The organism is Mesorhizobium helmanticense, assembly GCF_003034915.1.
In the GTDB taxonomy this organism is placed as follows: Bacteria; Pseudomonadota; Alphaproteobacteria; order Rhizobiales; family Rhizobiaceae; genus Mesorhizobium; species Mesorhizobium helmanticense.
The window spans coordinates 1-18,028 of sequence record NZ_PZJX01000069.1 but is presented as its reverse complement, the minus strand read 5'-3'; the positions used below and the strand labels follow the sequence as shown (position 1 = coordinate 18,028).

15 protein-coding genes and 2 pseudogenes are annotated in these 18,028 nt (G+C 57.6%); 8 read left to right on the top strand and 9 right to left on the bottom strand.

Annotated features, from left to right (window positions below; genetic code table 11):
* Positions 1 to 330: 330 nt before the first annotated feature.
* The 4 genes and pseudogenes from C9427_RS34530 to C9427_RS35045 all read left to right on the top strand — a co-directional run bounded on the left by C9427_RS34530 (position 331) and on the right by C9427_RS35045 (position 4,647).
* The gene (locus tag C9427_RS34530) at positions 331 to 1,287 is read left to right on the top strand and encodes a S8/S53 family peptidase (protein WP_208636448.1); all 957 of its coding nucleotides are present in this window, start codon (positions 331 to 333) and stop codon (positions 1,285 to 1,287) included.
* Positions 1,288 to 1,687: 400 nt separating this feature from the next.
* A complete protein-coding gene (locus C9427_RS31840) occupies positions 1,688 to 2,701 on the top strand; it encodes a 1-aminocyclopropane-1-carboxylate deaminase (protein WP_107652963.1) in 1,014 nt (337 codons plus the stop codon).
* Positions 2,702 to 3,641: 940 nt separating this feature from the next.
* A pseudogene (locus C9427_RS35050) lies at positions 3,642 to 3,840 on the top strand (hypothetical protein); the annotation flags it as partial.
* 357 nt (positions 3,841 to 4,197) lie between these two features.
* Complete coding sequence (locus C9427_RS35045) at positions 4,198 to 4,647, top strand: XRE family transcriptional regulator (protein WP_245437247.1); 450 nt, start codon at positions 4,198 to 4,200, stop codon at positions 4,645 to 4,647.
* A gap of 368 nt (positions 4,648 to 5,015) precedes the next feature.
* Here C9427_RS35045 and C9427_RS31815 read toward each other — a convergent pair whose 3' ends face one another.
* The 7 genes from C9427_RS31815 to C9427_RS31775 form a co-directional block, all read right to left on the bottom strand.
* Positions 5,016 to 6,053: a LacI family DNA-binding transcriptional regulator gene (locus C9427_RS31815; RefSeq protein WP_107652961.1), complete on the bottom strand. Its 1,038-nt coding sequence runs from the start codon at positions 6,051 to 6,053 to the stop codon at positions 5,016 to 5,018.
* Positions 6,054 to 6,345: 292 nt separating this feature from the next.
* Positions 6,346 to 6,672, bottom strand: coding sequence for a hypothetical protein (locus tag C9427_RS33950; RefSeq protein ID WP_146172626.1), 327 nt, complete (start codon positions 6,670 to 6,672; stop codon positions 6,346 to 6,348).
* Positions 6,673 to 7,016: 344 nt separating this feature from the next.
* Positions 7,017 to 7,754, bottom strand: coding sequence for a 7-cyano-7-deazaguanine synthase QueC (queC, locus tag C9427_RS31800; RefSeq protein ID WP_107652958.1), 738 nt, complete (start codon positions 7,752 to 7,754; stop codon positions 7,017 to 7,019).
* A gap of 4 nt (positions 7,755 to 7,758) precedes the next feature.
* Positions 7,759 to 8,112 carry a 6-carboxytetrahydropterin synthase QueD gene (gene queD, locus C9427_RS31795; protein WP_107652957.1) on the bottom strand — a complete coding sequence of 118 codons (354 nt, stop codon included), beginning with the start codon at positions 8,110 to 8,112 and terminating at the stop codon, positions 7,759 to 7,761.
* The gene (gene queE, locus C9427_RS31790; protein WP_107652956.1) at positions 8,109 to 8,744 is read right to left on the bottom strand and encodes a 7-carboxy-7-deazaguanine synthase; all 636 of its coding nucleotides are present in this window, start codon (positions 8,742 to 8,744) and stop codon (positions 8,109 to 8,111) included. The genes queD and queE overlap by 4 nt, the downstream gene beginning before the upstream one ends.
* 236 nt (positions 8,745 to 8,980) lie before the next feature.
* A complete protein-coding gene (locus C9427_RS31780; protein WP_107652962.1) occupies positions 8,981 to 9,442 on the bottom strand; it encodes an iron-sulfur cluster assembly scaffold protein in 462 nt (153 codons plus the stop codon).
* 26 nt (positions 9,443 to 9,468) lie between these two features.
* A complete protein-coding gene (locus tag C9427_RS31775; protein ID WP_027056499.1) occupies positions 9,469 to 9,789 on the bottom strand; it encodes a HesB/IscA family protein in 321 nt (106 codons plus the stop codon).
* 973 nt (positions 9,790 to 10,762) lie between these two features.
* On the opposite strand from C9427_RS31775, the gene ectB reads away from it, so the two are divergent.
* From ectB to C9427_RS31755, 4 genes and pseudogenes are all read left to right on the top strand, one after another.
* Entirely contained in the window at positions 10,763 to 12,022 is a 1,260-nt protein-coding gene (ectB, locus tag C9427_RS31770) for a diaminobutyrate--2-oxoglutarate transaminase (protein WP_107652954.1), read from the top strand.
* Positions 12,012 to 12,854: a 2OG-Fe(II)-dependent halogenase WelO5 family protein gene (locus C9427_RS31765; RefSeq protein ID WP_107652953.1), complete on the top strand. Its 843-nt coding sequence runs from the start codon at positions 12,012 to 12,014 to the stop codon at positions 12,852 to 12,854. Before ectB ends, C9427_RS31765 begins: the two co-directional genes overlap by 11 nt.
* Positions 12,855 to 13,133: 279 nt before the next feature.
* A complete protein-coding gene (locus C9427_RS31760; protein ID WP_107652952.1) occupies positions 13,134 to 13,643 on the top strand; it encodes a GNAT family N-acetyltransferase in 510 nt (169 codons plus the stop codon).
* A 223-nt stretch (positions 13,644 to 13,866) separates the two neighbouring features.
* Positions 13,867 to 14,672, top strand: a pseudogene (locus C9427_RS31755) (IS110 family RNA-guided transposase); the annotation flags it as partial.
* A 472-nt stretch (positions 14,673 to 15,144) separates the two neighbouring features.
* On the opposite strand, the gene C9427_RS31750 reads toward C9427_RS31755, so the two are convergent.
* Both C9427_RS31750 and C9427_RS31745 read right to left on the bottom strand, forming a co-directional pair.
* A complete protein-coding gene (locus C9427_RS31750; protein ID WP_107652951.1) occupies positions 15,145 to 16,023 on the bottom strand; it encodes a class I SAM-dependent methyltransferase in 879 nt (292 codons plus the stop codon).
* A 71-nt stretch (positions 16,024 to 16,094) separates the two neighbouring features.
* Positions 16,095 to 17,324 carry an ATP-grasp domain-containing protein gene (locus C9427_RS31745; RefSeq protein ID WP_107652950.1) on the bottom strand — a complete coding sequence of 410 codons (1,230 nt, stop codon included), beginning with the start codon at positions 17,322 to 17,324 and terminating at the stop codon, positions 16,095 to 16,097.
* Positions 17,325 to 18,028: the final 704 nt, after the last annotated feature.

Here is an 18,028-nt window from a genome sequence, read left to right as displayed (position 1 = left end):
AGCTGCTGGATACAGCCAGGACCGATACGCTCGTCAACTACAATCCGGCGACTTACGGCCGCGGCGAAGCCAGCCTTTCGAGGGCGCTGGCACCCGTTTCGATCCACTAGACTGCCACCCTACCCTCGTGCGTCCGAACGTGGGTGGATCGCGGCGCCCAGGCTGTGAATTGCCGTCTATGGCGTCGCTGCTCCAGCTGGCGGACACGTTGAAATACCTGGCGAACGCTCATCTGAATCCGCTGAACATCGGTCTCTGGTTCAGAGGTGTTCTAGCCATGGTGAAATGCTTCGTCTTGTTGATGAAGAACAGTTCAAACAGGAGAGTTGAATGCAGATAAAGCGATTGTTGCCGGTGGCGTACCTTGCCAGTCTTGTCCTATGGACGTCGGCACCACCCGGTTTCGCCGATGACCTCCAATCCAGGCTCGCCGGCGATGGAGGAGCTGCAAGGCCAGCCATGGACGGCAGCAGCTCGCGTTGCCCACAAAATGCCGATGGCACCTTTTGCTGGATGAGCCCGGACGTCGGCGCAGCATGGGCCTCGGGCTATGGGTCTGGCGTGTCGGTAACTGTCATAGATGACTTCACAAGTAACATGGGACAGGAGGGGGATCTCGGCCATGGCTCCCAATGGCGGCAACATGGGCAGTGGGTCGCTCAAGCAGCCGGCATGGTCGCACCTGGCGCAAACATAACCGAGCTTGACTTTTCGGAACAAGTTCCGCTCACGCTGAAGCAGGGCCTCAATGTCATTAATCTGAGCTATGGCCTTGAGGAACCAGTGAGCGGGTACCGGCTTGAGCAGTCGATTGTCGATGCGGCTCGGGCGGGTGCTGCGGTCTTCACAAAGGCAGCCGGCAACGGGTCCGTAGCGGTAGATACCCTTGCCGATGGGGATATTGATTTCCTTTCTCTCGACCTGATTGGGAAGCAATCGGCAATCTTTGTGGGTGCGCTAGAGCGCAATGGCACTCCCGAAAACAAGGCAAAGCTCGCCTCCTATTCGAATTACGCCGGTTCAGATTCGGAGGTGCAGAACCAGTTCCTGACTGTGGGGGTCGATAGTGACAAGATTGGGCTATCCGGCACGTCTGTCGCGGCACCCGTGGTTGCAGGCTATGCCGCCATTCTGGGCAGCAAATTCACGTCAGCAACACCGACACAGATAGCTAATCAGTTGCTGGATACGGCTAGGACCGACACGCTCCTCAACTACAATCCGGCGACGTACGGCCGCGGCGAGGCCAGCCTTTCGAGGGCATTGGCACCCGTTTTGATCAGGTAGACGAGCACTTCGATCGAGCAGCTGAAATTTCTGTGAGGCGTTGAGCGCCACAAAAATCGCCTCCCAGAACTCGCCTCAGCAACTGTGCGGTTCTGCCGATCCAACCGCAAACAAGAGCCACTGCGTTTTTATCGAAGTTCTGTTGGTTTGGCGGTCTGGCTGCGCTCGCAAAGCTGGCAAAAACGCAGATGCCGACCGCTTGTCGTCTTTGGTCCTAGGGATGGTCGCCTCATCGCAGCATGCCGGCATGTGGATCGCGTCCTTTCAATCGCAAGGAAAGCGCTGGAAATCCCCAAGGCCCTGATGGGAGGTCGAAGAGCGCGGCCGACCAATCCAAGCAACGCTTATGGAACGAGTTTTGCGTGGCTATTTCAGCTGAATGATCATCGCCGGAGAGAAAATGCTGAAAAAATTCGCGCGTTACCCGCTCACCTTTGGACCCACACCCATCGAGAAGCTCGACCGGCTCGGCAAGCATCTGGGCGGCAAGGTGGAGATCTACGCCAAACGCGAGGACTGCAACTCCGGTCTGGCGTTCGGCGGCAACAAGCTGCGCAAGCTCGAATACATCATCCCTGACGCGATCGCGTCGGATGCCGATACCCTCGTCACCATCGGCGGCGTGCAGTCCAACCACACGCGCATGGTCGCCGCCGTTGCCGCCAAGATCGGCATGAAATGCCTCCTGGTTCAGGAGAGTTGGGTCCCCCATGAGGATGCCGTCTACGACCGGGTTGGCAACATTCTCTTGAGCCGCATCTTGGGCGCAGAGGTGCGCCTGGTCGACGAAGGCTTTGACATCGGCATCCGGCACAGTTGGGAAAAAGCGCTCTATGAGGTCAAGGCAAGGGGCGGCAGGCCCTATGCGATACCGGCCGGGGCGTCTGTTCATCCGAATGGAGGCCTTGGCTATGTGGGGTTCGCGGAGGAAGTGCGCGCCCAGGAGGAACAGCTAGGGTTTGGCTTCGACTACATGGTCGTTTGCACGGTCACCGGTTCAACGCACGCCGGCATGCTCGTCGGATTCGCCAAGGACGGTCGACAGCGCAACGTGATCGGTATTGATGCCTCTGCTATCCCGGCCAAGACCAAGGCGCAGGTGCTAAGCATTGCCCGACATACAGCGACCCTCGTCGAGCTCGGATCGGAACTTGCCGAGGATGACGTGGTGTTGCTCGAGGACTACGCGCACCCGCGGTACGGCATTCCATCCGAGGAAACCAAGGAGGCGATCCGCCTGTGTGCGCGACTCGAGGGTATGATTACCGATCCCGTCTATGAGGGCAAATCGATGCAAGGGATGATTGACCTCGTCCAAAAAGGCTTTTTTCCAGAGGGCTCGAGGATACTCTACGCGCATCTCGGCGGCGCGCCGGCGCTCAACGGTTATGGCTACACCTTTCGCAACGGCTGATGCTCGACAGATCTCGACGTGCTGTGCCTGGCGTAACAGCGCTGCGCCAAGTTTGTCCGAAGGCCTTTGGGAAACCGCAGTGGGTCGTTAACTGCCGCCGCGAGGTGAGGTCGTGGCGCTAGCATGCTTGCCAGTATTTGCCTGTGCTCAATGTGTCCTCGAGCCGCATAAGAAGGCAGCAGACATGGCAGTTTAACGTTTTTTGTCGTTTTGCCGGGCGGCGATGATCGCTTAATTTGATCAATTGGAAACCACTGAAGATGTCGCGCCGTGATCAACTGTGGAAGCTGTGACCAAGCGTGCTCGAGCTGGTCGTCGTCGGCGAGCACATCGCCGCACACCCCCAGCGCGGCGGTGAACTGGGCCAGCATGGGTGAGGGAAGTGGCGTCCCCCGCGAGCGTGACAGCGGGCAGATCGGTATCGGTCTAACGAGGGCTTGCTCATATATCGCGAGCATCGACGAGACTGTCGTCCCTTCGGCAATTTTGATCGAAACGTCGCGTCCAGCCTGCGCGCTTCCTTTCAGGCGGGTTCGTCCACCTGGCGCTCTTTTTAGCACTACGTGCGGAGGGGGGTGGGGGCTACGACGTAGCCGAGCCGCTCTATACGGAGGTGGCGCGCGCGAGGCGAGGCGACGATGAGGCTGAGTTTGTCCCCCGATCGCCTCTACGTAGCTCTAAGTGTCGACAGATCCATATCGGCCTGTTTCTCGATCTTCGAGACAGAGGGCTGCTTGATCTTGAAGGTCGAGGCAATCTCCCTGGGCTTCCCAGCCGCATGGCGCAGCTCTCCGAGGCTCTCGACCTCGTCCTTTAACTCTTCGAACGTGCTTCGAGACGCTCCCGACGCTCCTCAGTGAGGGCTGCGATCACGTCATCAAGTTTGCGTTCCATCCCTTCCTCTCCTTCTTCTTCGCCGCCGTCCGGCGGTGATTGATGGCATTTGTCCAATGGCGTGTTGATTGGTGGCCCGGAACCGGAAGTCGCATCTGGCCATTGCCATTGCCCGGGCGCTCATCCGAGACGGCGGGCGCGGCCGCTACTTCTACGGGACAACGATCGCACTGCTCGATCATCTCACACATCGTTGCGAGATCATCGAAATCGGACATGAATTCTGGCGCTTCAAGAACCGCGCCTGGTCACCACATCGCCCAAGGCGATCCGCGCTCGCCGGGCTTCGCAACCCCGACCAGCTCCGCCCAGCGAGCGCTAAGCGCGATGCGCTGCAGCCAATTTTTACCGGGATATTCGCTGCGGCCAGCAAGAGGGATACCTTCTCAAAAAGGCAAAACTGGATACATTGTCGATGTAGCACCGCCAAAGTGCTCTACTGGGTGGATTTGCAGAGCGCGATTGACGGGTATGTGAGAGGGTTTTTCACCGAGCTGGAACGGTCCGTGCAGTCCAAAATGCGTTCATAGGAAAATACGATACTTGGCAAAAATGGCTGTTTGACCCGAATCTTTTCTTCCCAGTGGCTGAGCGGACTCAGATTGGTCGACGTCTGCAGCGTGATAGGTATTGCAATCCACGCTGCCCAAAATGGCGAGCAGTATCTGGCGGTCAATGCCCTCAAGGGATTTGGCGGCCGCATCCTTGCGTTAGTCGACGACTTAGACGGGGATACTTATCGCGCCGTCCATGCCGCGCTTCGCTGGTGTGATCTAAATCCTTGCTTCCAGAAGAAGGACAGGGAGACGCGCAAGTGCGAAGTCGATCTCGTTACAGCGATTGAAGGCGACCGAGACGCACTATCGCGAAAACTATCGGAAAGGAACAAAGTCATGACTGAAGGAATCACCGGCGAAATGACCAGCGGCAACGTGTTTGCGGATTTGGGCTTTGACAATTCCGAAGAGGAATTGCGGAAAGCCAAGCTCGCCCGTGAGATCCGCGCCGTCATTAACCGTCGGCGCCTCACTCAAGCCAAATCAGCTCAATAGCTTGCCATGAAACAGCTCGACATATCTGCCATAGTCACGGGGCGAACAGACAAGTTCTCTATAGATCGCCCGGTGCTGCCTCGATCGACGCGACAATAAGGTGGACGTTATGGCGCGCCACAAGCCGCGCAAATCGGCACGAATGGTCGGACAAGCAGCCTAATCATTGCGGGAAGCGGGGGGACCACCTCTCGACAAGATCGTCTTCCTCGGGGATTTCCATCTCCTCGTCCTCTTGACCTATTTCGGTGGATACGAGGATCGTGAGTGCCGAACTGCCCTTGCGCTCCAGTTTTCCTCCAGGAAGCGGTCATCGCTTCGCAGCGGCACGGATGACCTTATCCGGACGACATTGGCTCTTCCGATCCCTAAGTCCAAATGCTCTCTGGCGTAAGGATCTCGAATGGAACAAGCCGCTGTTCGATTAACCGTGTGTCCGTGCGTTCGATCATGCGCAGCATCACATCGATGAGTTCTTCAGGCATCCTGTCGACGGGATGGCACAAGGAAGCAGTAATCAAGCCTTCGCTCAATCCCTTGCGTGTCTCGGGCCCGATGTCACGGCAGACGACCCGGATTTTGCGATGCTCCACAGCGAGCTCGCGCATGGCACGCAGAACGCCGGAAATGCCGCCGCCATTGACGAAGATGCCCCTGAGCTCCGGCTCCTCCGCTATCAGCCTGCGAACGATTGCATAGGCGTTCTTCGGCGCCTCATGGGTCAGGAGGGTTTCGCTGACGTGGAACTCGGGCGCGTGCTCGCGCATGTAGGAACGAAAGCTCGCATCCGAGATGTCTTGGAACTGATAACGGTTGCTCCCGATCAGAGGAAAGACCTTGCCGGGCCGACCGGACGTCTGGCTGATAAACCATGCGGCAGTGCGGCCGGCGTTCCAGTTGTCGGTTCCCACAAAGCCGGCCCGGCTCGCGGCGGACAGATCGGTGACGTAGGCGATCACCGCAACGCCGTTGACGCGCAACTCATCAATCGCCTGGCCGACGAGCGGGTGATCGGCCGAGATCACCGCGATTGCATCGGCGCTTTCCCCTATCTTGAGCAGATTGGCAGCAACCGCTTCGGGAGAAGGGTCGTCCTCGAAGAGCACGTTTGGCTCAATAACCGCATCTGTGCGTCGCGCGCAGGCACCTAGAAGCGCCTCGGCCCAGATCCGGCAGAGCGGCCGGTGCGATTGCTGCATGAGAAAGCTCAAGTGCCGGTGCGGGAGATTGTCCCGCCTGCGTTCGTGCAGTGGCCCCGAACTGCGGAAGCCGATCTGCTGCGCTGCGCTCAAGATGAGGTCGGCCGTCTGCGGTCTCAGTGCGCCAGTTCCGTGCAAGAGCCTATTGACCGTGGAAACACTTACGCCTGCGGCTTTCGCCAGATCGGCGATCGTTGGCCTGTTCATCAGCCGCCTCCCATTTCGTGAATGACGTCTACCAAGCGCAATGCCATGTCAGCGGAAGACGCCTAGCTCTCCGGATCCTTCGAGGAGAGGCCTGACATGTTGCACGAAATCTCCCCGCCGCCTGACGCCAATCGGCAAGATTGTTCGCCCGCGGCCGCCCGCCCGATGGCACCACGCGCGCTGCGGCTGTGCGATCCGAAGCCGCGCGGCGCGCTGCAACGCAGGCGCCAATCTGGCTGACGTCAACGGACAGGTGCTTTCTGGACCTCGACAACAATTTCGCCATTCTGATTCATTGGGATGGCTTTGCCCCGGCGCTTGATGCGGTCACGCGTATCGTTCGTGACGACAGCCGCCTTTTCAATTCGACGGCACATGAGATCGACTTTGCTGAATGCAGCTCCATTTCGTCAAACACACTGAGGCTGTGACGATAATCCATCAAGGCGGCACGCGCATTCACCGCGAGCATTGCCAGATCGAAGGCGCTTATCAGGAATCCTTTGATTGGGCCGAGGTAGGCCAGGGGAGGGATATCCGCAACATCGCATCGCCGCAGGCGCCTGCGCCCGTGCCGGCTTACGCAGGCGCCGGCATCGATTGCCGATGAGGTCGTCATTCGTCGCTTCAATGATGCCGATGGTGCGGCCATGCTGGTTATGGACGTGCATGGACATCCTCCACATAAGGGCAGGCTCGGCCATCAACCGCCTCTCGTCGAAACCACAACCTCTCCTTTTCTTGGCCGTACGCTCCGCGATCAATCCGACCGGGATCAAGGATCAGCCTGCTCGCCATGGTGCTGCCCAGACAGCACCACGCGAACGGCGAAGATTAGGTCGATGGTATGGAACAGTCCTTCGAAACCGCATCGAAGGCGCCTACCCTGGTCGTGCTGAACACCACAAAGAGAAGGAAACGATCTACGGAACAAATTGCCACCGTCGGCCTGGACCTGGGCGCTCACGTTGTTTCATGGGCGGCCACGGGTGCCTCTTTGCAGGATCGGAATTGCTCCCATCCCGCTGCGCGAAGATTACACTCGATGCAGGTCCCGCAACCGAAACCCCAGCTATGTCTATGTTCGCGGTCTCCGCTATAGCAGGTGTGGCTTCCCTCGCAGATGAGCTTCACCAGCGCCTCCCCGCCCAGCCAATCCGCCAGCGCCCAGGTCTGCGCCTTGTCGCGCTGCATGAGGGGTGTGTGAATGACGAAATGCGTCTTCATTCCAAGGTTCAGGGCAAGTTGCATCGCTTTGACTGCGTCATCCCGACAGTCCGGGTAGCTGAAACGATCCGTCTCGGCCACGCCGATTACGAGGTGTTTCGCGCCCATCCGGTAAGCTATCGCGGCCGCAAAGCCGAGGAACAGAAGGTTCCGGCCAGGCACGAAGGTATTTGTTAGACCGTTCGCATTCAGTGCGACCTCGACGTCGCGCGTGAGCGCGGTATCAGTGATTTGGCCGAGCACGGCCATGTCGATCATGTGGTCCTCGCCTAGTCGCCCACGCCAGGCCGTAAAGTCTGTTCGAATGCGCCCGAGCAGGTAGGGCCGCACATCGAGCTCGATCCGGTGCCGCTGCCCATAGTCGAAGCCGATTGTCTCGACGCGCTCGAAGTTCTCGAGCGCCCAAGCCAGGCAGGTTGTCGAATCCTGGCCGCCGGAGAAAAGGACGAGTGCGGTTCCCGGATCTCGTTGCATCGGGTCAACCCTCGTATTCAGCCCAGCACAGCGGCGTCTCATAGACCGTTACCGAGCACATTTGGCCAAGAAGCGGCTTGGTTTGGTTCCAGATCCAGACCGCAATGTTTTCCGCTGTCGGATTGTCGAGACCCTCAACCTCATTCAGATGCTGATGGTCGAGACGTTGCAGAAGCGGTCCGAACACAGCCTCGACATCGAAGAAATCGATGACAAAGCCCGTGTCTGGATCGACAGGCCCTTCCAGACGCAGTTCCACACGGTATGAGTGGCCATGCACGCGGTGACAGCGATGGGTCTTTGGCACGCGCGGAAGACAGTGCGCTGCCTCGAAGGTGAAAGCTTGCGTAATTTTCATGGGATCCCGAGAAACTTGTGGGTTTGAAGGCTCAAGCGCCAACGTGGGTTTGCAAGACAATAGGCCACTGCGGCGGCAGTATTCGCCTCGCGCTCGGGCCCATCCATCGGCTGAAGCAAAAGGTGCTCAAACGCGAGAACTTCGAAATGTTCGGGCTCCGCGCCAATCTGAGGATATACAAGCTTTAGCTCGTCCCCTGCCATGACCACGAGGCGTGCATTGCATTTCGGACTGACGCACAGCCAGTCGATGCCGGCGGGTGTGGGGATGGTACCGTTGGTCTCCACGGCAATTTCAAACGCCAAGGAATGCAGCGCTTCCAGGAGTTCTTCATCGATCTGGAGGAGGGGTTCCCCTCCGGTGAGCACGACAAGACGCTGCCCAGTTCCCGACCCGCGCCAGGCTTGTTCGACCGCCAACGCAAGCTCCCGTGGGGTGTCAAAATGTCCGCCGCCAGGGCCATCTACCCCAACCAAATCGGTGTCGCAAAATCCGCAGAATGCTTTTGCCCGGTCGCCTTCACGTCCCGACCAAAGGTTACAGCCGGCGAAACGACAAAATACGGCGGCCCGCCCGGCATTTCGTCCTTCACCTTGAAGGGTGTAGAAAATTTCCTTGGCCGCATATGACATTGCTTAAGCGGCCTTCGAGTGAGCAAGGGAGCATCTCTGCTGGCTTACGAGACGCGGCAAAAGGTGGGAAATGCCCCACTGCAGATTTTGCAGCTCGGTCCACCGTCGAGGCCCGATGCCGAAAACCCACTCGCTCGAACCCCACGCAGAATTAGGTTTCAGCGGGGGAAGGCTGCGGGGAAGGGTCTCTGGCTCCTCGAAGCCTGTCACCACGAGAAACGCCTCTACAACGTCGCTCATGGCGATGATGCCTTGACGAGGACGAGGCGTGAGAATCCTGGTGTCTCCTCGAAAGCCTGCCTCACAGCACGGAAGAACTCGCTCATCAGCCGCAAGCCGCGCTCCAGGATGAGGCAGTCGAGCGATGAGTATGTCGTGTGCGGCGGCAGGGCGGCGAGAAAATCCGCCATGTCCTGATCGGTGATCTGAAGGGCTTCATCGATGGTCTTGCCGACCATGAATTCGGTAAACGCCGAGGAGGTGGTTATGACCGAGCCGCGGCCGAAGGTCTGGAACGTTGCGGCGGTGATCGTCTGCGTCTTGGGGTCGAAACTCATCATCAATTTAAGCCCATCGCCGCAGGCGACGGCGCCGACCTCGCCGGCCGCATTTGGGGTGTCCAAAGCGCCGACATTGTGCGGGTTGATGAAATAGAGCTTGTCGCTGAAGAGGCAGACGTTGTCGGTATTATCCCGCACGGCGCCGATCCTTGTCGTGATGGCGGCTAGCCGAAGGACTTGCCGCAGGCGCATTTGTCCCGCGCATTGGGATTGTCGAAGACAAAGCCCGAGGACTCCAGGTCCGTGACGAAGTCAACGGTCATGCCGGCGAGATGGGGCTGGGAGTTTGCGTCGACGAACACCTTGAACCCGTCCGTCTCCATGATGGCATCGCCCTCGCGCGAGACGCTTTCCAGACCCATCAGGTATTTGAGGCCGGCGCAGCCGCCCGCCTCGACCTTGATGCGAAAGCCTTCCGCCGGTTCGTCGGCGCGGGAAAGCGCGGCCTTGACGGCGGCGACGGCGTTTTCAGTGAGTGTGATCATGGAACTATTTTTTGCTGATGCGTTCGCAAGCCACTCTGCACAGAACGTGCCAGAGAGGAAAATTCAATAAAGCCACTGGTTAGCGGATTCGGGCCCTGTCTGACATCCAACAATTGTCGGATGTCGGACAGAGTGAAACCCTGCGTACAGAAGCGGCGTTGGACACATCGCTAGTGCGTCGCCTGAGCTAGCGTTTTCGATCATATGAATGTTGACCAGTGTGAGGGTGGGAACTCTTAGTCGTGCTGCGCTCCAAAAGCCGCGCCATCGTTAAGGTGGCGAACACCGGGTGGTCGATAGCCGCATCGATCGCGCTTCCTCGAGGGCGCAGTCGATTCTGCGTTGGCTCATGGGTGCCGAACACCCTCGCGTGGTCGGCCCGTGGCCTGCGGTGCGGAAGCCACCTCGCGAGGGCCGACTGAGGCATTGTAGACGCCGCGAAGCCAGGGGTTGGCCAACGCGCCGCCCAGCGAACGGCCCCATCACCGCGGCGGCCACGGCCGCGATTAGAGGCCGCGGTCAGTTGAGCCAGTTCGCGGTCTGGCTCGTCCGCGTTCCAAAACGAAACTCGAGCGAGCACCGGTCTCGCCGTCACATCGAAGGAGAGAAATCGCTATCTGTCACAGCTACTCGTCGGCAAGAACCCCGTCACGGCCGACGTAGAGAAATACAAAGCATGGTTGCAGTCATGCTTGGAAAAACCGGTGCGGCTATGTCAGTGGCCCCCGCCAACAACGCCGCCGATAGCGTTGCCGCAAGGCGGGTACTGACTGTCACCCTATCGCTATCCAAAGCGTTGCAACAGATTCGTCAAACAAGTTTACAGACTCTTTGCGAACGCAAGTCGCTGACCATGATACGTACGCTTTAAGGCAGAGATTGGCCGCAGCTAATCGTCGAAACCAATGGTTTGGAGTGCGTGAACGTAGAACCTGCAGCGTTGAGAGCAAGACGCATACAGAGAGGCCCTTTAATGGATATCGGCATTTTCGAAGCTTATGAGTCTAACGTTCGTCGCTATGGACGATCATTTCCAACAGTCTTTAAAACGTCACTTGGGGCGACAATCTGGGACGAGTCCGGAAAGCCTTATATTGATTTCCTTGTAGGGTCCGGCGCGCTCAATTACGGTCATAACAATCAAGATATCATGGCGCCGGCAATTCAATATCTCGACGATAAAAATATTGTTTTGTCGCTTGATATGTATACAGTTGCAAAGCGTGATTTCATCGAAGTGTTTGTCGAGTCGGTCCTGAAGCCCCGAGGCCTTTCTTACAAGATACAGTTTCCTGGGCCGACCGGGACGAACGCTAACGAAGCGGCGTTGGCGCTGGCGCGAAAATACACCGGCCGCTCGAGTGTCATGGCCTTCACAAATTCGTACCATGGCATGTCGCTCGGCTCCTTGGCGGTGTCGGGTTCAGCGTCAACCAGACAGCTTGGCGGCGTTGCTCGCCACGATGTGATCCGTGTCCCTTACGAGAACTATCCGAACCAAACCTTCGATTCCGCGAGTTACATTGATCACGTGTTGGGCGACCTAGGCAGCGGGATAGAAAAGCCGGCCGCAATCATCCTGGAGCCTATCCAGGCAGAAGGCGGCATGAACACCGCATCCGCACCATGGCTTGCAGAAATTCAGCGCATTTGCCGTAAGCACGACGTTGTTTTCATCGTCGATGACATTCAGGCAGGTTCGGGACGAACAGGCGATTTCTTCTCATTTGAGTTCGCGAAAATCGAACCCGACATCGTGACCCTTTCCAAATCCCTGAGCGGTTCAGGCAGTCCATTGTCGATCGTACTTATTCGGCCCGACTTGGACATATGGAATCCCGGAGAACACAGTGGGACATTCAGAGGCAATAATCTCGCCTTCGTGACGGCAGGGGCCATGTGCACAATGTGGTCCGATAGGCAGTTTACTACAGCCGTCGAGCGGACGGCCGTCAAGCTGCAAGAACACCTTGATCGCCTCGTTGCGAAATTCCCGAAGTGCATCGAACAAAAGCGCGGCCGGGGTCTGATGGCCGGCCTCAAGTGTCGGTCACAGACCGTTGTTGGCCGTGTGCACGATGTCGCGTTCGAAAACGGCCTGCTGATCGAATCCTCCGGGCCAAATCGCGACGTCATCAAAGTCCTTCCGCCGATAACAATCTCAGATGACGAACTTGATCACGGCATTGCCATCCTCGATCAGGCACTACAGGAGAAAACAAATGGCGACTAACCAAGCACGTCAAACGCCGGCCATCTCGCCTCTTACGATCGAGGAACGAACCGGCTCGATCAGCACTGCGGAGATCATCTCGGTCCTAAAAGGTGAGATCACGGCTCTGCACATCAGCCAAGCTTTCAGCACCGAAATAGCCGAGGAGATCACCGCGAAGTTTTTTAGCAGTCCCGGTCTCAACGAGCGCAAAGATGGCGTCCCCGGAAAATATGTCGGAGCATCCCACTACAGGAAGGATGCAGCCACCTATTTCGCGGAGGCAGAAACTGCGCGGCCGCACGTTGACGCTCTTTTTGGCAGTTTAGTTGACCCGGTCCGAGCTTTATTCGACGCGTTGAAGCGCGAGCTTCACAACCAAGGCATTGAATTGCGGCTGGCGCGCTCAGAACACGGTCAGGCGAACGTTTGTCGGGCTCTCAGTTGGACCGGAAGCGGCACATTTTCCTTGGACCCCCACGACGATGTCGCTCAAGTGTTACGTGCTGGGAACGATTACGAGCTTTCTGCTGTGGCGCACAACACCGTCGCAGCGCTCAACTTTTATCCCAGCATGCCCGAGGAAGGTGGAAACTTGAGGCTATGGAGTCACAAGCCGACAGTCGCAGATCGAAAGTCGCAGGGTGTGGAGACCACGGGATATCCCTACTCCGCAGCTTATCTCGAGGCCGTGCCTAGTCGCGAAATCCAGCTCAAGGCCGGGGATATCGCGCTACTTGACGGCGGTTTCGTTCATGGGGTTACCGGTCAATCAGGCAATGGAAAGCGTCGCGTGCTGCTCAATTGCTTTTTCGGATTTGCGCGGCCAGATCTGGTTCTCTGGTGGACCTGAAGTTGGGTTCGCGGCGAGTGGTAGCTGCCGCCGGCATTTAAGGCGTCAACATCCTTCGCCACCTGCTCGACGCGCCGCAGCTTGCCGCCGAAGAACCTCCGAGGCGCGCGGCATCTTGAGCGTCACCAGGCTCTTCCTAAGCGAACACCGAGCGATCCAAATGTACGGCCGATCCACAAAACGAATAAGAGAGTCTCATGACGATGAGAAGACCTTGGCCCAAGCTCTCCACCGGTATGCGCGCGATGGTTGCGAAGCGTCGATCGACAGGATTTTCCAATGAGCGTGACCTTGAGGCGGGTCGCCGCCGCAGACATTCCGTTCATCATGCGCACAGAGCGACTGGAGGGATACGAAGCGCTGGTCGGCCGCTGGGAGGAAGCCCAGCATATGGCGGCTCTCACGGATTCGCGTTATGCCTACTTTGTCGCCGAGGCTGACGGAACGCCCCTCGGCTTCGCCATCCTGCGCGACTGGGCTTCGCCCGAGCACGCGACACTTGTAGAGCGCGTTGCTGTCGCCGAGCCGGGTAGAGGACTCGGCACGGCAATGATGCGCGCCGTGGTAGATGCGGCGTTCACGGAGACCGACGTCCACAGGCTCTGGATCTGCTGCTTCCCCGACAATCTCAGGGCGCGGCGAAGCTACGAGACCATCGGCTTTGTTGCCGAAGGCGTGGCCCGCAGCAGCGCCTTCTTCCGCGGCGAGCATCGGGACGAACTGGTGCTAGCGCTACTGAGGCCGGAATGGGATGCGCGGGCGCGCAGGCCCCTGAAAGCGCTTCGCTAGACGTCATGTTCCGAGGCGAAGAGCGGTGGCCCGCCCTTTCGTGCGATTAAAAGACGAGGGTTGCTTGGATGGGCCAAGCCGATCCTCATGCACGGGGGCGAGCCATGGGAGAGTATAGCGAAGCATTTGTCGCGTTCACGCCGCCATCCAGCCCCATGGGATCTGCTTGGGCGCCGCCACGATGGTGGCATCGACGATCTGCCCGCCCATCGCCAGGTAGCCTCGCCATGCCAAAGCAGCGCTGGACATGGCCGCGAATAAGACTGACGCGAACGATGCCGACGGTTTGGCCCATCTTGCAGAAGTAGGGTTCTTTCGTGAGGTGCGGGTGAAAGGGTTCGACAGCATGCTGACCCGCACCCTGGTGGCGGCACGCACCCGGCTGGTCAGGATCACCACCGAGCTTTCAAACCAGATCCGGGGGCTCATGAAGACATTTGGATTGCTCGTTCCCGCGGGCAAGGGAAGCACATTCGAAAAGAATGTCCGGAGTCTTCTTGTCGATCAGGACGGGCTCGCCCCTATCGTGCTGCCGATGCTGGAAACCTAGCGCAGCATGCGCATCCGTGCCACCGAGCTCGGACGCCAGCTTGTCGCTGCTGCGCGCCAAAACCAAGCGTGTCAGCTCCTCATGTCGATCCCTGGCGTCGGCACGATCACGGCGACCTCTTTCGTCACCGCCATTGAAGATCCTAACAACTTCAAGAAGTCCCACTCTGTTGGCGCCTGGCTTGGTCTGACGACCCGCCGCTACCAATCAGGGAGAGGTCGATTATGATGGCCACATATCCCGGCGCGGCGATCGTCATTTGCGACGGCTTCTCTACGAAGGCGCCACGGTGATCCTTAACCCGAAGCTCGGCCGACAGCGCCCTGCGGACATGGGGCCTCAAACTCCGCGAGCGGATCGGCTCCAAACGAGCTGCTGTTGCCGTAGCCCGCAAACTGGCCGTGACGATGCACGCGATGCTGAAGGCCGGTGAGTTCTTCGATCGGACCGCCGGCGCCACAGACAGCGTGATAGCCTAGGCATAGCGTTCGGTCCCCGAGCGCGCTGAGACGTCCATGCCGGGACGTGGGCAGAGCCATTCCGCTTGATGGGGTGCACCGCTGGCTCAGCAGAGTGCGTCGTCCACATTTGAAGGCTCCTCCCGCGAAGCTCCATCATGTGGCGACCGATGTCGACCGCGACGACGACCCTGCACCCGGCATACGCGCCTCAGAAACTATAAAGGTGCTTGACTCAACGATCGCGATTAGACGACCCCAACATCATGCGGCGGCCAGAGCGCCGACCGCGAAGAGAAGCAAGTGACCCACGGAACGGTCCAGGAAAAAGTGCAGGAGTAGCTCGACCCCAATCAGAGAGGCTCTCAGATAGGGCGCCCCAAGCGCCCACTCTTCATCGGAGACATCGGGGGGTAAGGTTTTGCGAGCGCTGTCCATACCGCAAACCTCGGAAATTATCGCTTACCAGTCCCTAAAAGCCTGGCCGTTAGTTTTATTTGTATGCGACAACCACGAGGCGCGAGCTATCGTATGTAAACGCTCCACCTTCCTGCCCATAAGCTTCAACAGTCTCGAACCCCGCGCTTCGCAACATGCGAACATATTCAGAAAACCCATACTGTCTGAAAGAAAGGTTCGTTCGTCTAACGCATCCATCACGGACGATAATCCTGTCGAGGTTCGAGCGGTCGCTTAGCACATCGTTGCTAAATATATCAATTCTTACATCGTCGTTACGCTGGGCAACGTAACAGATAGGCGACTTATGGCGCAGAAAATCCAGGCGATTGGGGTGATCGATTAGCAGACGCCCGCCCTTTCGAAGTGAAGAAGCGGCTTCACGAAGAACTCTCTCATTGTCTGCGTCATCGAAATAGCCAAACGTCGTGTACCACAGAAAAGCCGCGTCGAATCGATCCCGCCAGGGAAGTGAGCGCATGTCGCCCAGAACATACTCAACATTTACTCCGCGTTCAGCCGCATCTGCTTCGGCTTTTTTTAGCAACATCGGCGAGATATCAAGTCCGGCTACCCGTGCTCCTCTTTCCGCCAATCGGTTGGCAATCCGCCCATAACCGCATCCAAGTTCAAGAACTGGGCTGCCTTGTCTAAGAGAAAGAAGCTCCCAAATTATTCCTGCTTGTCGGTCACTTGTCTCCGGCATATTGACCACGTCACCAAAATATACGTAATCTTCGCTGAAGTATGATTCAAGCTCTGATAAGGAAACTGTATTACTGACCACGTAATTCATATTATTTCCTTCTAGTTCCATGATCGCATAGGCCAAATGTTCCATATGGAGTGGAATATTGAAAGAAAACATTTGTGAATGTTTCGATACGTTGTTAAATATGTTTGCAACAGTCATTGACCTTACCGCATTCGCCCATCGTCGATCACGCCTTTGCCTGGTGCGGGAGGCAGGGCCGCAGATTGTTCCTATTCGCCAGTGGTCGAAAATGGTGTGATTGACCAATCGATTAAGTCGACAGCACGCCGAAGTATCGTCTCGGTCTCAGCAAAAGTGGGTGAAGCGGCGATGACATGTCCGATGCAGTCTCCGATATCGCCTTTCCTGACGATCGGCGCCTTGGATTCAACATAGAGTTTGACCTCGGCGACGCCTGATACAGCAGCCGCTCGACTGTCGCCACCGATCCAATCGAGGATGCCATCGCGATCAGCAACTAGGAATCGAGCGGCCGCAGTCCCGGACCGCGTTCTGCGCAAATTCCATTGGTCGCCGATTACAATCTTAGTGTGCTGGTCGATGAGATCGATGCCGTACGCCGCCTCAATCAACTGAGGATCGGGCGCGCCGGCAAGACGCGGGTTGACTTCGATGACGATTGGGCCACGCTTCGTCCATCGGAGTTCAATGCACGACGGCCCCCAGCCAAGGCCGAGAGCTCGCAAACAGCTCAGCGAAACATCGGCGATACGCTTATGATCGCCATCAGTCAGCGGGGCCGGAAAGGTCAACTTACGAAAGACGAAATGCGGTGGGGGGTCAAATTCTACGGCGGTAATTCCAATGACCTCGTTTCCCATTATCTCTGCGACATAATGGGGGCCTTGTACGAATTCTTCCACGAGTATCCTCGGCGAGGATCGCCATATATGCTTCCCGCCTAACAGATAGGCCGTATGTTCGGCCAACTCATCAATGTTGCGGCACAATCGGACACCTCGGCTGCCGCTGCCTTCGGCTGGCTTAAGAATCACTGGCAGACCGATCTCTGCAGCAGAGATTTTTACGTCCGAGGCATTCGCCGCCAAGCGATATGCAGGTATTGGAAGGCTGGCTTCCGCGAGGAGCTGGCGTTGAGCGAATTTGTCGAGACATTGATCAATCGATGCGGGGTTCGGTCCCGGCAGATCGAAATGCCGGCAGAGTTTCGCAACTGTGGCATACACTGAGTCCAACGCGCCCGTAATGCCAGCGATATCATAGGTTGCATGCAGCCGTGAACATTCTCGGATCAGCGCATTGAGGTTGTCTGTATCGACATGGATTGTCTCGATCCTTTCCGCCGCAAGATAGCCGTACCGGGCTGGATCGGCCGACAGGGTAATTGGATGAAGACCGAGGTGCTGGGCCGCTTTGACGTATAGCAGACCATTACCCCTTGGATGGCCTTCAACCATGATCAGCGCTCTTCTTGCCATTGACGTTTGACCTCCTTGCGTGCCGTGCAGCGGTCCGAGGGTACATGTCTTTAGCTTTGCTAGCCGCGCGTGACCTCTGACCTTGTGGTGAACGTACTATTGCCAGCGATTTTGCGGCCTAAAGGTTCTGTGAATTTCATTGAAGGTTTTGTTGCAACGGCTGAACTAGGAGGGACGATAGGCGAGCTGCTGGTCAGGCGGCGACCACTGGCGAACTGCTCGCCGCCTGACCAGCACTAGCCGATCCGCGTGCAGATGTTGCAACAGATCCTTCAATGAAATTCATAGACTCTTAGCAACTCAAAACCACTGTGTGTGGTACGCTGCAACATCTGAGGTCAGTGAGTCAAAGGGGATGCGTTGACTCTGCGGTCGCCGAATTGAATGCAATCTCGGGGATAAAGGCAAATCACAAGAAGAGCGCTCTCTTTTGTTTTTATTATATAGCCATTACAAACAAGATATGTATCATCTCGACGTCGCGAGTTTTGATAAGAGCAAAATAATTTCTTCGAAATCTGTAAATCTGCGGAGAACGCCAGTGACAAACTCGGTGGGGCGAGTGCCCAGTCATTCTATGTGGCTTGACGCTGACCAATGACGACACTGGCTAGTCGCCTACGGGCGGCCAGCACATCTTGATCGCCTTCGGATCCTGGGCCTTTGCGCGCATGCCGAGCTGACTGTCCGCGAGCTAGCGGAAA

Excerpts from the sequence above, each read along its gene's own strand:
- C9427_RS34530 (WP_208636448.1), top strand. The coding sequence starts at position 331 with ATGCAGATAAAGCGATTGTTGCCGGTGGCGTACCTTGCCAGTCTTGTC.
- C9427_RS31840 (WP_107652963.1), top strand. The coding sequence starts at position 1,688 with ATGCTGAAAAAATTCGCGCGTTACCCGCTCACCTTTGGACCCACACCC.
- C9427_RS31815 (WP_107652961.1), bottom strand. The coding sequence starts at position 6,053 with ATGAACAGGCCAACGATCGCCGATCTGGCGAAAGCCGCAGGCGTAAGT.
- C9427_RS33950 (WP_146172626.1), bottom strand. The coding sequence starts at position 6,672 with ATGACGACCTCATCGGCAATCGATGCCGGCGCCTGCGTAAGCCGGCAC.
- queC (WP_107652958.1), bottom strand. The coding sequence starts at position 7,754 with ATGCAACGAGATCCGGGAACCGCACTCGTCCTTTTCTCCGGCGGCCAG.
- queD (WP_107652957.1), bottom strand. The coding sequence starts at position 8,112 with ATGAAAATTACGCAAGCTTTCACCTTCGAGGCAGCGCACTGTCTTCCG.
- queE (WP_107652956.1), bottom strand. The coding sequence starts at position 8,744 with ATGTCATATGCGGCCAAGGAAATTTTCTACACCCTTCAAGGTGAAGGA.
- C9427_RS31775 (WP_027056499.1), bottom strand. The coding sequence starts at position 9,789 with ATGATCACACTCACTGAAAACGCCGTCGCCGCCGTCAAGGCCGCGCTT.
- ectB (WP_107652954.1), top strand. The coding sequence starts at position 10,763 with ATGGATATCGGCATTTTCGAAGCTTATGAGTCTAACGTTCGTCGCTAT.
- C9427_RS31765 (WP_107652953.1), top strand. The coding sequence starts at position 12,012 with ATGGCGACTAACCAAGCACGTCAAACGCCGGCCATCTCGCCTCTTACG.
- C9427_RS31760 (WP_107652952.1), top strand. The coding sequence starts at position 13,134 with ATGAGCGTGACCTTGAGGCGGGTCGCCGCCGCAGACATTCCGTTCATC.
- C9427_RS31750 (WP_107652951.1), bottom strand. The coding sequence starts at position 16,023 with ATGACTGTTGCAAACATATTTAACAACGTATCGAAACATTCACAAATG.
- C9427_RS31745 (WP_107652950.1), bottom strand. The coding sequence starts at position 17,324 with ATGGCAAGAAGAGCGCTGATCATGGTTGAAGGCCATCCAAGGGGTAAT.